Below are 13694 nucleotides of genomic sequence, written 5' to 3' on the forward strand. Positions count from 1 at the left end.
CAGCCCCTTCCCTCTGCAAAAGAACGAAATGATCGACATGATTTTGCTCCTCCCGGGAAAATCACCGCGCCTTGCGTTGCCAAAACGATGGCAGGCTTCAGGCGGGCGGGCCCCCCGATAACTAAGACTAAAGTTCCATAGCAAATCTTTGTCAATATTACGTCGCTAAAACAGACGACTGGTGTTGGCCATCACAACTAGCTGTTTTTAAAAGACATATAGAAAGTTGAGTGCAGGTATAGAGCGAAATGTTATTTCGGACTGTATCGTCGCCACCTACGCTGCTGCATAAGGGAGTAACGCAGCGATTTCGGAAGACTCGCCATCCATAGAGCGACCAGCCTGCGTGTCCATAAGCTGTTTAAGGAACTACATTTATCGTTAGCTGTTGCGCAAAAAGGGCAACCGGCTTTTCGAAGTGGGAGGACCAACATGTCCAGGCAGTCGAGCATCCGTTCCGAGCTGGCCGACGCGCTCTTTCGTCTACGCCGCAGCTTTTACTTGCTGGCAGGGTTCAGCGGCGTCATAAACGTCATGATGTTGACGCCAGCTATTTATATGCTGCAGGTCTATGATCGAGCCCTGGTCAGTCGCAACGTCACGACGCTGGCGATGTTGACGGTCCTGGTGGTGGGTCTGTTCCTGCTGATGTCCACGCTGGAAATGGTCCGCACCCGCGTACTGATCCGGGTCGGCAACTGCCTCGACATGGACCTCAACCGACGCATTTTCACCGCTGCATTCGAGCGCAACCTGAGCCGCGCCGGAGGTAACCCGGCCCAGGCCCTGCAGGACCTCGCCCAGGTTCGTCAGTTCGTCACCGGCAACTCCCTGTTCGCTTTCTTCGATGCACCGTGGACGCCGATCTACCTTCTGGTCGCCTATCTGATTCACCCAATACTCGGACTGATCACGCTGATCGGCTCGCTGATTCTGGTGGTCCTGGCCTGGCTCACCGAGAAGGCGACGCAGAAGCCGTTGGCCGAAGCCAACCAGGCCGCCCTCTCCTCAGCCCAATACGCCAACAACAACTTGCGCAATGCCGAGGTCATCGAGGCCATGGGCATGCTGCCCTCGATCAGCAAGCGCTGGTACCAAAGCCATTTGCGTATTCTGGAAATGCAGACCCTGGCCTCCGACCGCGCCGCCATTATCAGTAGCACCGGGCGCTTCGTGCGGATCACTTTGCAGTCTCTGATCCTCGGCGCCGGCGCACTGCTGGCGATCGAAGGCAAGATCACACCGGGGATGATGATTGCCTGCTCGATCCTCACCGGCCGTGCTCTGGGCCCGGTGGAGCAGGTCATCGCGTCGTGGAAGCAACTGCTCGGCTGCCGTTCGGCCTGGGGCCGGCTCAACGAGATGCTGCAAGACTTTCCGCGCAGGCCACCGAGCATGTCGCTGCAGCGGCCATTGGGCATGCTGGCCGTGGAGAATGTATATGCCGGTGCCCCCGGTACCAACAACACGATTCTGCGCGGGGTGAGCTTCAGCCTTATCCCCGGCGAAAGCCTTGGCATTATCGGCCCGTCCGCCTCGGGAAAATCCACCCTCGCGCGCCTGCTGGTCGGCGTCTGGCCGGCGCAGGCAGGCAAGGTGCGCCTGGACGGTGCGGACATGTTCACCTGGAACAAGGGCGAACTTGGCCCCTGGCTCGGCTACCTGCCACAGGATGTGGAGCTGTTCGAGGGCACCATCGCCGACAACATTGCGCGCTTTGGCGAGGTAGACAGCGAAGCGGTCATCCGCGCCGCCAAGAGCTCTGGAGTGCACGAGATGATCCTGCGTTTTCCGCAGGGTTATGACACCCGCCTGGGCACCGATGGCAGCCCGCTTTCCGGTGGTCAGAAGCAACGCATCGCCTTGGCCCGCGCGCTGTATGGCGACCCCAATCTGATCGTACTGGATGAGCCGAACGCCAACCTCGACGACGTCGGCGAAAAAGCCCTGGTGGATGCGCTGGCCGAACTCAAGGACCGCGGCGCCACCGTCATTCTGATTTCTCACCGTCCCAACGTTCTCTGTGCCGTCGATAAGGTGCTGATGATGCGCGACGGCGGCGTGCAGATGCTCGGCACGCGCGATGAAGTATTCGCAGCGCTGCGCAAGGCCAGTGTGATCCCTGCAGGCGCGTCAACTCCGCTGGCCTCCGTCAAAGCACGGGAGTGACCGATCATGCAAATGAGCCAACATACCGAAATAATTCCCTCCGATCCCAAGAGCCTGATCGATCTGGATGTCCGTAAACCCGCGCGGTTAGGCATTTGGCTGGTGATCGCCGGCTTCGGCGGCTTTCTCCTGTGGTCCTGGTTGGCGCCGCTGGATGCCGGCGTGGTAGCGACAGGTACGGTCAAGGTCACCAGCAATCGCAAAGCCGTGCAGCATCTGAGCGGCGGTACCGTGGACGCCATTCTCGTTCGCGAAGGCGATCTGGTGACAAAAGGCCAGGAGGTGGTCCGTCTCGACTCGTTGCGTGCCCTTGCCGAACAGGGTGCGGTCAGCGCTCAGTACATCGTCAGCAAGACGGTGGAGAACCGACTGGAAGCGGAACGTGACAACCGCGACGTGGTGAAATTCGACCCTGAACTGCTCAAGCGCTTCAAGGATGACTACCGCCTGGAAGCCGCCATGGACCTGCAACAGCGCCTGCTCGACACCCGGCGCGCCGGTCTCGCTGGCGAAATCAGCATCCTGCAGGAGAACCTGGCGGCGTCGGCCGTGCAGCTCAAGGGCCTGCAGCAGGTCTATGGTGCCCGTGCTTCGCAGATCAGCTTCCTCAACCAGGAACTGCAAGGCACCCGTGTGCTGGCAGCCGAAGGCTATGTGCCGCGCAACCGCCTGCTTGAGCTGGAACGCAGCAATGCCGACCTCTCCGCCGGCCAGGCCGAGAACCTCAACAACATCGCTCGCGTGCGCAGCCAGACCACCGAAATCAAGCTGCGCATCCTGCAGCGCCAGCACGATTACCTGAAGGAAGTCGAATCGCAGTTGACCGACACCGCCAAGGAAAACACCACCCTGGCCGACCGCTTACGCGCGCTGGACTATGAAGTGACCCACACGGTGATCCGCTCGCCGATCGACGGCATGGTCCAGGCCCTGAGCATCGCCACCGTCGGCGGGATCATTCAGCCCGGCTTCAAGATCATGGAAATCGTTCCGGTCAACGAACCGTTGCAGGTCGACGCGATGATTCCCGTGCAGGCCATCGACAAGATGTTCCCCGGCCTGCCTGTGGACATTTCCTTTCCGGCCTTCAACCATGCCCAGACGCCAAACATCCCCGGGCGCGTGATGACCATCTCCGCCGACCGCCTGCTCGACGAGGAAAGCAAGGAGCCGTTCTATCTGGCCCAGGTGGAGGTCACCCCCGATGGCATGAGCCTGCTTGGAACCAATCATATTCGCCCTGGAATGCCCGCCAGCGTCACCATCAAGACAGGCGAACGCAATATGTTGAGCTATCTTCTTAAACCAATGCTCGAACGTGTGGACAGCTCATTCAAGGAACAATGAAATGGACCGTCATTGCCTGCTCTTCTGCCTGATGGGGTTGGCCTTGCCGGCCGACGCCATGGACCTCAAGCAAGCCTGGGATCTGTTGCAGTTCCAGGGCCCTATCTACCAGGCCGCCGTGCATGAAAAAGAGGCCGGCGGGGAAAACCGCGCCATCGGCACGGCCGGCCTGCTACCGCAGATCAACGCCTCGGCCTACGACAACAAGGTCAATGGCACACAACGCCAGAGCGGTATCGAAAGGGATCTCGACTACGACTCCAAGGGCGCAAACGTGCGCCTGCGCCAACCACTGTTCAACAAACAGAAAATGGCCGAGTACCGCCAGGGTCAGCAGCGTGCCGACTACAGCAACGCGGTATTCGATGCCAAGAGCCAGGACGCCGCGGTGCGCCTGGCCGAAAGCTATTTCGATGTGCTCCTGGCCAGCGAAACCATCACCCTGGCCAAGTCCAAGCTGAACGCCTTCGAAGAACAACTCGCCTCGGCGAAACGGCGCATGGAATTGGGGGCCGGCACCGTCACCGACATCGACGAGTCGGCCGCTCGCCGCGACCTCGCCGAAGCCGAGCTGATCGAAGCGCAAGACAACCTGGTCAACGCGCGCCGCAAGCTCGAGGAATACATCGGTGAAACCCCCGAGTCGCTGACCACCTTGCGTCCGAGCTTCGATACACCACCGCTGCTGCCGAGCAACTTGCAGGACTGGCTGGTCAAAGCCCAGACCGATAGCCCGCTGCTCCATGCGCGCCGCTATAGCCGCGACCTCGCCGAAGAAGAAGTGAAGCGCGCCAGGGCCGGCCACTGGCCAACCCTGGATTTCGTTGCGGGCTACACCGCGGGTGAGAGCCAATCACTCTCCGAGCTGAATCAACGCAACCGCTACAGTTCGATCGGACTGGAAGTCAATGTCCCGCTGTTCAGTGGTGGCGGCGTCAGCGCGCTGACACGCCAGGCCAGTTCCAATAGCGACAAGGCCACGGACGAACTCGACGCCGCGCGACAGGAAGTCATCACCGGAACCACCCGAGAGTTTCAAGGCATACTGAGCGGCGCCAAACGCATTCGCGCGCTGGAGAAGGCCGTAGCGTCCAACGAACGCTCACTGGCATCGTCACGCAAAGGCTTCAAGGAAGGTGGCACCAGCACCAACTCGGACGTCCTCAATGCCGAAGAGCTGCTCTTCGTTGCGCGCCACGACCTGTTCGATGCCAAGTTGCGCTATTTGATGTCGCGCCTGCGCCTGGCCTCCTCGGTGGGCAGCCTGGGCGACGATGATATCGACCAGATCAACGACTACCTCGGCCCGGAACTGCTGGTCACCAAATAACGTTCACCTGCCAGCCGGTCTAGCCAAATGACGGCTGACCGGTGCTCCCCTTCCATGATCCCCACCCCGTCAATTCATCTCTCGTTTAACCCGGTCATTCATTGCTGCATCTCGGCGCAGAACGGCAACCACCAGCGAAAAAAACCGTCACCGCTGAAATTTGCCCACTAAGCCCTTGATTCCCTTTATGCTCGATCCAGTTCCTAATGAAAAGCCACGCCCGGCTCCAGGCTGTAAACTGTTTCCCCATGCGCAAACTTTTGTACCTGACATTTTCCATGGCGTTGCTCGCCGCCCTCACGACCTACGCGATGTGGGCCGCTGACCGGCCGGTGGGTCATTACCTTTCGGACCTGCGGATCAACCTGGCTGTCGACCAGGGTACGCCTGCGGACCGCGGCAATCTGTTGGGCATCCAGCCCGAACTGTTTCCTACCGACTATCAAAGCCCCGAGCGCTTGCACCGCAAGCTCGCGGCCTATCTGCAGGCAGCCCGAGACCAGGGCTTGTTGAACAGCAAGACCGTCGTCGTATTGCCGGAGCACGTCGGTACCTGGCTGATGGTCAGCGGCGAGAAGGATGAGCTGTATCAGGCCAGCACCCTCAAGGAGGCCATGAACTGGCTGGCGGTGAGCAATCCCCTGAAGTTCGCCAAGGCGTTGATCAACGCCGAGGGCGGCAACCGCCTGGACGATGCCCACCTGCGCATGAAAGCCAAGGCGATGGCCAGGGACTACCAGGCATTGTTCGGAGGGCTGGCCAAAGAATTCCACGTGACGCTGGTGGCGGGCTCTATCGTGCTGCCCGAACCAAGCATCATCGACGGCACTTTGAAAATCGGCCGCGGCGCGCTGTACAACAGCAGCGTGGTGTTCAACAGCGAGGGTTTGCCGATCGGCCAGCCCCAGCGTCAGATACACCCGTTCTTCGCTGAACAGAACGGGATCAAGGCGAACGGCGAGCACTCGCTCAACGTCGTTGATACCCCCGCAGGAAGGTTGGGCGTATTGATTGGCCACGACAGCTGGTACCCGGAAAACTACCTCAAGCTCAACGACCAAAGCGTACAACTGGTTGCGGTACCGGCCTTTGTTGCCGGCCGTGGCACCTGGGATCAACCGTGGCGCGGCTACAGGAGTTCGTCGGCGCCGGCATCGGTCAACTTGAAGCCTGGAGAAGTCAGTGAAGGCCAGGCCTGGCAGCGCCTGACCCTCACGACCCGGATGCCGGCCAGTCAAGCCGTCGCTGGCATGAGTGTGTTCCTGCGGGGTCAGTTCTGGGATCAGGCCAGCGCCGGGCATAGCTTCCTCAGCAGCAACGGCCAGCACTTTGCCGACGGCAACGCCCAGGGTGCGCGTTTGCTGAACCTCTGGTTGTAAGCCATGAAACCGCAGCCGATGCGCCTTGGCGATCTGTCAGTGGGCTTTGTTCATAGCTTGGCCGATGCCGTGCGCAGTCATGGCGTCGATCCACAGCCACTGCTCGATCAATACGGCCTTGATGCCGCGCGCCTGAGCGAAGCCGGTGCCCGGCTGTCGATACCACGCTACATGCGCCTGGGCCACGGCGCCATTCAACTGACCGGCAACCCGGCCCTTGGCTTGCGCATGGGTCAGCTCAGTCGCCTGAGCCAGGCAGGCCTCGCTGGCATCACCGCGGCGCAGGCACCGACGGTACGAGAAGCCGCGCGCTGCCTGATTCGATTCGAAGCCTTGTATGGCTCCAATTATCGGGGTCAATCAAGCTTTCACGAAGACGCCCAGGGCGCCTGGCTGCGCTTCTATTCGATCAGCCCCTATAACGCCTATAACCGCTTTGTGGTGGATTCGATCATCGCCGGCTGGTTGCAGCAATTATCCAGTGTCAGCCCTGCCCCGCTGCGCGCCGAACGCATCGAGATCGAATTCGAGGAGCCCGGTTACCGCGCGGCCTATGACGTGTTGGGTGACTGTCCGATTCAGTTTGGCGCAGAGCGCAATCAACTGCGCTTGAGCCTGGCAAGTCTCGCCCAGCGCAACCCCGAGCATTGCCCGAGTACCTGGCGGCATTTGCTGCAACTGTGTGAGCGGGAACTGGAACAACTGACACGCACCCGCAGCCTGCGTGAACGCATCATCGCGCTGCTGGGACCCTTGCTCAATGGTGGCCGGGAGCCCGACCTGCAAGAGGTGGCGGCACGCCTGAAGCTGCCCACCTGGACCTTGCGCCGCAAGCTCGCCGATGAAGGCACACAATTTCGTGCGATTATCAACGACACCCGCCGCGACCTGGCCATGACTTACATACGCGACACCGAATTGGCGTTCGGAGAGATCGCCTACCTGCTGGGCTTTGCCTCAGCCGAAGCGTTTCAACGCGCTTTCAAACGCTGGAACGGGCAGACACCCGGCGAATTTCGCCGCAGTCATCGCCAATCCGCCTGATGCCTACAACTCGGTAGCGTCTTCCGCCGGCTCCAGTGGGTCCAGTTCGAATGCCTGGTACTCGAGCAGCTCTTCTTGATAATCGTCCATTTTTGAATCCCCCAACCCTTATTGAAAAACGTCTGAATAAATGACCAATCCCTTGAGCATAAAGTGCCCGCGTGAAGGAAAAATGACGCGGACACGACACTCTGTCGCTACTGAATAAAACGTAGCAGCTGGTCAGGAATTTATCATTGGTTTTTTCGCGGGAGGGCACAGAACAGCGGACTTGCTTGATGCGGGTCAATCTTTGCGCCTGCTACGGGATCGTTACTCGTTGGCCGATCCCGTAACGCGATCGATCACTGGCCAGAGACAGGAATCGCCGGAATCGGCTCGCTCGGTGGCGGCATGTCCGTCGGGTTCGTCGGGTTCGTCAGGTTCGTCGGTGGCGTAATGGTTTCTGCCGAAGGTGCCGGTTCTGTGTTCTGAACCGGGGTAATCGGCGCCGCTTCAGGAGGCGGGGCAAGCGGCTCGGAGGCCGCTGGAGCCGCTTCAACGGATGCAGGTGCCACAGGCTCTACCGCGGGAGCTGCTGCCGGGGCAGGTGCCAGCGGTGCCGGTGCCGCCTTGGCTTCAGGCATGCCCAGGTCGGTTTTCGGCTTTTCGGGGATGTGCGCAGCCTTTTTCGCTTCCGGCGGCAGGAACAGCTCGACCAGTGCGAAAAAACGCTCGTAGAACTTGGCAGACGATACGGTTTCGCTGGCGACCTTGACCATCGAGTCATCGGAGGAGCCGATCGGCATCGACACCGAGCCCAACACACCCACACCGAGACTGGCGGAGTTGTTGGTCTTCTTCAGCGCATAACGATCCTGCAGGGCATTGGCGAATACGGTCGCGTGATGCCCTTCGCTGCCGTCATCGGTACACACCACACTGAAGCTGATCTCCATGTGATTCTCGCCGGTCTGCTGAAAGCTCTTGTGACCGCTGACCAGCTTCGGATCGTTGCTGGTGATGATGTATCCCTGGCTGAGCAAGGCGCGACGGGCGGCTTCACAACTCTGGGTATCGGTGACCGGATAGTTGCGGGAAAAGGTACCGGAGTCGTCGAAATTCTCATGCTCATAGATGGCGGTCTTGTTCGATGAACAACCGGCCGCAGCGGCAAGCACGGCTGCCAACCCGACAACCCGCATGGGAAGTGATTTAAACATTGAACATCCTGAGGAAAACGGTTCGGGGCATATTGTGCAACAGATCGATGCTTAGCGGAGCATCGATCATGTCTTAAAACGGTTACAGGCTGATTGACCCCGGTTTTGTGCAAACGTCACCGCGGCAAATGACGTACGGCAAAACAAAAAAAAAAAAGACCCCGGCCTTCCGGCCGGGGTCTTCTGTGCAGCGCTAAACCTGGTCAGGCATCAGTAACGCTTGATCTCCGCCTGGCTTTCCAGCTGCTTGCGGTAGGCCGCGAAGTCTTGCTGGCCGATGCGCGAAGCGAGGTAGCGACGATACTGCGCTTTCTCTTCTTCGGTCGGCGCCGCGGCTTCGTTCACGCCATTGAGGCTCACGATCATCAGGCTGCCATCAGCCAGCGTCACGCTGGTGAAGGTCGGCTTGTCCTTGGCCGCTGGCTTCGCCATGCGGAACAGCGCTTGCAGCACCGCTGGGTCGACCCCTTCCTGAGCGCGAGTCGCCGCCTCGGTGACTTTCCAGGCCTGGCCGTCGACCGCCTGATCCAGCGGGGTCTTGCCATCGCGCAGGCTGGCAATCAGGGCTTCAGCCTTGGTCTTGGCATCGGCGCTGGCGTGCTCCTTGGCCAATTGCACACGGATCGCGGCAGAGACGCTTTCCAGCGGCAATTGCGAAGGCTTCAAGTGCTCCTTGGCACGCAACACGACCACGGTTTCCGGATCGAGCTCGATGGCGGTGCTGTTCGCGCCCTCATCCAGGACTTCCGGGCTGAACGCGGCAGTGATCACGGCACGGTTGGCCGCAATACCCTCACCGCCTTCACGGCCGAACGGCTTGGACGTGTGGACGGTCAGCTTCAGGTCCTGCGCTGGCTGAGCCAGATCGGAGGCTTCGAACGAGGCGTCTTCCAGTTGCTTGGTCGCCTCGACAAAACGCTGTTCGACCTGCTGGGCCTTCAATTCGCGGGTCAGCTTGTCTTTCAGGCTGGCGAATGTCGGTACTTCAGGCGCTTCCACGCCCAACAGCTTAATCAGGTGGAAACCGAAATCGGTGCGAACCGGCGCGGAAACCTGGTCCTTGGCCAACGAATACAGGGCTTTCTCGAACGCCGGGTCGTAGACGCCAGGACCGGCATAACCCAGGTCACCGCCGTTGTTCGCCGAACCCGGATCCTGGGAGAATTCCTTGGCCAGAGCCTCGAATTTCTCGCCCTTGGCCAGACGGGCCTGGATCTCTTCGATCTTCGCCTTGGCTTGCGCCTCGGAGGTCTTGTCGTTCACTTCAATCAGAATGTGCGCCGCCTGGCGTTGCTCGGACAGGTTCGCGATTTCTTTCTGATAGGCCGCCTGCAGGTCTTCGTCATTGACGCTGACCTGATCGAAGAAGGAAGCCTTCTTCAGTTCGAGGTAATCGATGACCACCTGATCCGGCGTCATGAATTCCTTGGCGTGCTCGTCGTAGTAGGCCTTGACCTCATCGTCGGTCAGCTTCACCGCTGCCGGGTCGGCCTTGATGTTCAGGGAGGCGAAATCGCGGGTCTGTTTTTCCAGACGGGCAAATGCCAGCACCTGTGCATCGGTCACGAAACCGCTACCGGCCAGACCGGCACGCAGCTGACCAATCAGCATTTCCTGAGCCAGCATCTGGCGGAATTGCATGCGGCTATAGCCGAGTTGGCGAATCACCTGGTCGAAACGCTCGGAGCTGAACTTGCCATCCACCTGAAACTCAGGAGTTTGCAGGATGACCTGATCCAGAGCCGCTTCGGAAAAAGCGAATTTCGAACTTTCTGCGCCTTGCAGCAGCAGTTTGCGATCGATCAGACCCTTGAGAGCCGACTCGCGCAGCATTTTTTCATCGAGCAAGGAAGCGTCGAAATCCTTGCCGAGCTGTTGCATGAGCTGACGGCGTTGCATATCGACCGCCTGGCTCAGCTCGTTCTGGCTGATTTCTTCGCCATTGACCTTCGCCGCTTCATTCTTGGTCGTCGTGGCCTGAAAAATGGCGTCGAAACCGGTCAAAGCCATCAGTGCAACGATGACCCCGATAATAGTCTTGGCAATCCAGCCTTGTGAATTGTCCCTGATATTCTGCAGCATGCGTCCCCCAGAAACGGTTGAACTTCAAAATTAGGCAACCGTGGAGCGTGGGTAGAATCCGAATAGAAGAAAGGCGCATCCGAGGATGCGCCTTCTCGTAACTGGCGGAGCGGATCGAGGGCTCGAACTGGCGACCCTCGGTGTCTTGAACCGGCGACCTGCAGTCAGGACTGCCGCTCCGCTGCCAAGTCAGGCATGACCCCGACCCGGATGGGTAAAAACCTGAATCGAACTTAGTTGACAGCTTCTTTCAGTGCTTTACCGGCTTTGAAACCTGGTTTTTTGGCTGCTGCGATTTCCAGCGTCTTACCGGTCTGTGGGTTACGACCAATGCGAGCTGGACGATCAGTTACGGAGAAAGTACCGAAACCAACCAGAACAACAGAGTCGCCAGCCTTGAGAGCGCCAGTGACGGATTCGATTACAGCGTCCAGCGCACGGCCAGCAGCAGCTTTCGGGATATCAGCGGATGCAGCGATAGCATCAATCAGTTCCGACTTGTTCACTCTAAGTCCCCTTATATCTATTTGAGTATGATTCTAAGTTTTTTTGGTGAAAGCAAAAACGAGTGCTGAATGGCCTACAGACACTTAAGAGCCGCTTTATAACAAGGGCTCTAAAAAGCTGTCAAGAAAGCCCCCCAGGCAAATACGTACTAATGCGTGCTAATTCTTTCCTTAGAATCTGCGTCGCGTTTCTCATCCTTCGCGACTATCTCCGGAGCCACGTCCGGCAAGGGCTCCGGCGCGTATTGCAACGCAATTTGCAGGACCTCGTCAATCCATTTAACCGGTTTAATCTGTAGATCCTGCTTGATATTGTCCGGAATCTCTTTGAGATCGCGCACATTCTCTTCAGGAATGATCACGGTCTTGATTCCGCCACGATGGGCAGCCAGCAGTTTTTCTTTCAAGCCGCCAATGGCCAGTACCTGGCCACGCAAAGTGATTTCGCCGGTCATGGCGACATCCGCGCGTACCGGAATGCCGGTCAATGCCGATACCAAGGCCGTGCACATGCCCACGCCGGCGCTAGGACCGTCCTTTGGAGTCGCCCCTTCCGGCATATGGATGTGCGTGTCACGCTTCTCATGGAAGTCCAGGGGGATCCCCAGGCTCTTCGCCCGACTGCGGACAACGGTCAGGGCCGCGGTGATCGATTCGACCATCACGTCACCCAGGGAACCGGTCTTGATCAACTGGCCTTTACCCGGCACGACAGCGGCTTCGATGGTCAGCAATTCGCCGCCCACTTGGGTCCACGCCAGCCCGGTCACCTGGCCAATCTGATCCTGCTGCTCGGCCAGACCGTAGCGGAATTTGCGCACGCCCAGGAAGTGTTCCAGCATGTCTGCGGTAACCTTCACCGAGAAGCGCTTTTCCAGCGCATGCTCCTTGACGGCCTTGCGGCAGACCTTGGCAATCTGGCGCTCCAGCCCGCGCACACCGGCTTCACGGGTGTAATAGCGGATGATGTCGCGGATCGCTTCTGCGTCAAACTCCAGCTCGCCTTTCTTCAGGCCGTTGGCCGTGATCTGCTTCGGCGAAAGGTATTTGACGGCGATATTGATCTTCTCGTCTTCGGTGTAGCCCGGCAGACGGATCACTTCCATCCGGTCCAGCAACGCCGGCGGGATGTTCATCGAGTTAGAGGTGCAAAGGAACATCACATCGGACAGGTCGTAATCGACTTCCAGATAGTGATCGTTGAAGTTGTGGTTCTGCTCGGGATCGAGCACTTCCAGCAACGCCGATGCCGGATCGCCCCGCATGTCGCTGCCCATTTTGTCGATTTCATCGAGCAGGAACAGCGGGTTGCGAACCCCCACTTTTGTCATTTTTTGAATCAATCTTCCTGGCATCGAACCGATGTAAGTACGGCGATGACCACGAATTTCCGCCTCATCACGCACACCGCCGAGGGCCATGCGCACGAATTTGCGGTTGGTGGCGTGAGCAATCGACTCCGCCAGGGACGTTTTACCCACCCCTGGAGGACCGACCAGGCACAACACCGGACCACGAATTTTTTTCACGCGCTTTTGCACGGCGAGGTATTCGAGGATGCGTTCCTTGACCTCTTCGAGGCCATAGTGATCGGCATCCAGAATGTCTTCTGCGCGCGCCAGGTCCAGGCGCACCTTGCTCTGGGCCTTCCACGGCACCTGAACCAGCCAGTCGATGTACGAACGCACCACGGTCGCTTCCGCGGACATCGGCGACATCTGCTTGAGCTTGTTCAGCTCGGCCGTCGCCTTGGCCAGCGCGTCTTTCGGCAGACCGGCGGCATCAATACGCTTTTTCAGCTCCTCGACTTCGTTGTGACCTTCGTCGCTGTCGCCGAGCTCTTTCTGAATGGCCTTCATCTGCTCATTCAGGTAGTACTCGCGCTGACTGCGTTCCATTTGTTTTTTGACGCGGCCGCGAATGCGTTTTTCGACTTGCAGCAGATCGATCTCGGCATCCAGCAACGCCAGGACGTGCTCGACCCGGGCCGACAAATCGATGATTTCGAGGATTTCCTGCTTCTGTTCGATTTTCAGCGCCATGTGCGCGGCCATGGTGTCCACCAGGCGGCCTGGCTCATCGATGCTGTTGAGCGACGACAGGACTTCAGCCGGGACTTTCTTGCCCAACTGCACATATTGCTCGAACTGGGACAGCAGGCTGCGAACGAACACTTCCGACTCGCGCTCTGGTGCTTCAACTTCGTCGATCAGGGAGACTTCGGCACGGCAGTGGCCATCCACTTCGCTGAAGCGCTCAACGGCGCCCCGCTGCTCGCCTTCGACCAGAACCTTGACCGTTCCATCAGGCAGCTTCAGCAGCTGCAGAACAGTGGCAATCGTACCAACGCGGTACAGGGCCTCTTCACCGGGATCGTCGTCAGCCGGGTTTCTCTGGGCCAGCAGAAGAATCTGCTTGTCACCCGTCATCGCAGCTTCGAGGGCTTCGATGGATTTCTCGCGCCCCACGAACAGCGGGATAACCATGTGCGGATAAACCACGACATCACGCAATGGCAGGAGAGGCAATTCGATGGTTGTCTTCATGATTTCGCCTCTACGGCGGCCGCAAGGCCGGAAACAGATGGAAGTAAGCTTGAAACCAAGATGGGGGCTGCCTTGGAAAAAAACAAGCG

Annotated in this window: 9 protein-coding genes; 5 read left to right on the forward strand and 4 right to left on the reverse strand. The window is 59.1% G+C overall.

Annotation, left to right across the window (positions count from 1 at the left end):
• The first annotated feature begins 432 nt into the window (after positions 1-432).
• The 5 genes from WHX55_RS21120 to WHX55_RS21140 all read left to right on the forward strand — a co-directional run bounded on the left by WHX55_RS21120 (position 433) and on the right by WHX55_RS21140 (position 7269).
• Complete coding sequence (locus tag WHX55_RS21120; RefSeq protein ID WP_150758961.1) at positions 433-2169, forward strand: type I secretion system permease/ATPase; 1737 nt, start codon at positions 433-435, stop codon at positions 2167-2169.
• Between the two features lie 6 nt (positions 2170-2175).
• On the forward strand, positions 2176-3516 hold the full coding sequence (locus tag WHX55_RS21125) for an HlyD family type I secretion periplasmic adaptor subunit (RefSeq protein WP_353741234.1): 1341 nt from the start codon (positions 2176-2178) through the stop codon (positions 3514-3516).
• A gap of 1 nt (position 3517) precedes the next feature.
• Positions 3518-4846 (forward strand): TolC family outer membrane protein, encoded by a 1329-nt coding sequence (locus WHX55_RS21130; RefSeq protein ID WP_150753032.1) that lies wholly within the window; start codon positions 3518-3520, stop codon positions 4844-4846.
• A 248-nt stretch (positions 4847-5094) separates the two neighbouring features.
• Entirely contained in the window at positions 5095-6225 is a 1131-nt protein-coding gene (locus tag WHX55_RS21135; RefSeq protein ID WP_150758962.1) for a carbon-nitrogen hydrolase family protein, read from the forward strand.
• 3 nt (positions 6226-6228) lie between these two features.
• The gene (locus WHX55_RS21140) at positions 6229-7269 is read left to right on the forward strand and encodes an AraC family transcriptional regulator (protein WP_151214471.1); all 1041 of its coding nucleotides are present in this window, start codon (positions 6229-6231) and stop codon (positions 7267-7269) included.
• Between the two features lie 344 nt (positions 7270-7613).
• Here the strand turns inward: WHX55_RS21140 and WHX55_RS21145 are convergent, their stop codons facing one another.
• From WHX55_RS21145 to lon, 4 genes are all read right to left on the reverse strand, one after another.
• The gene (locus WHX55_RS21145) at positions 7614-8471 is read right to left on the reverse strand and encodes a DUF2242 domain-containing protein (protein WP_150758964.1); all 858 of its coding nucleotides are present in this window, start codon (positions 8469-8471) and stop codon (positions 7614-7616) included.
• A 210-nt stretch (positions 8472-8681) separates the two neighbouring features.
• Positions 8682-10553 carry a SurA N-terminal domain-containing protein gene (locus tag WHX55_RS21150; RefSeq protein WP_353741235.1) on the reverse strand — a complete coding sequence of 624 codons (1872 nt, stop codon included), beginning with the start codon at positions 10551-10553 and terminating at the stop codon, positions 8682-8684.
• A 233-nt stretch (positions 10554-10786) separates the two neighbouring features.
• A complete protein-coding gene (locus tag WHX55_RS21155) occupies positions 10787-11059 on the reverse strand; it encodes an HU family DNA-binding protein (protein ID WP_002552737.1) in 273 nt (90 codons plus the stop codon).
• 149 nt (positions 11060-11208) lie between these two features.
• A complete protein-coding gene (gene lon / locus WHX55_RS21160) occupies positions 11209-13605 on the reverse strand; it encodes an endopeptidase La (RefSeq protein ID WP_008048849.1) in 2397 nt (798 codons plus the stop codon).
• Positions 13606-13694 lie beyond the last annotated feature (89 nt).

Origin of the sequence: Pseudomonas fluorescens (assembly GCF_040448305.1) — a bacterium.
In the GTDB taxonomy this organism is placed as follows: Bacteria; Pseudomonadota; Gammaproteobacteria; order Pseudomonadales; family Pseudomonadaceae; genus Aquipseudomonas; species Aquipseudomonas fluorescens_BH.

Excerpts from the sequence above, each read along its gene's own strand:
- lon (WP_008048849.1), bottom strand. The coding sequence starts at position 13,605 with ATGAAGACAACCATCGAATTGCCTCTCCTGCCATTGCGTGATGTCGTG.
- WHX55_RS21130 (WP_150753032.1), top strand. The coding sequence starts at position 3,518 with ATGGACCGTCATTGCCTGCTCTTCTGCCTGATGGGGTTGGCCTTGCCG.
- WHX55_RS21120 (WP_150758961.1), top strand. The coding sequence starts at position 433 with ATGTCCAGGCAGTCGAGCATCCGTTCCGAGCTGGCCGACGCGCTCTTT.
- WHX55_RS21135 (WP_150758962.1), top strand. The coding sequence starts at position 5,095 with ATGCGCAAACTTTTGTACCTGACATTTTCCATGGCGTTGCTCGCCGCC.
- WHX55_RS21145 (WP_150758964.1), bottom strand. The coding sequence starts at position 8,471 with ATGTTTAAATCACTTCCCATGCGGGTTGTCGGGTTGGCAGCCGTGCTT.
- WHX55_RS21140 (WP_151214471.1), top strand. The coding sequence starts at position 6,229 with ATGAAACCGCAGCCGATGCGCCTTGGCGATCTGTCAGTGGGCTTTGTT.
- WHX55_RS21150 (WP_353741235.1), bottom strand. The coding sequence starts at position 10,553 with ATGCTGCAGAATATCAGGGACAATTCACAAGGCTGGATTGCCAAGACT.
- WHX55_RS21125 (WP_353741234.1), top strand. The coding sequence starts at position 2,176 with ATGCAAATGAGCCAACATACCGAAATAATTCCCTCCGATCCCAAGAGC.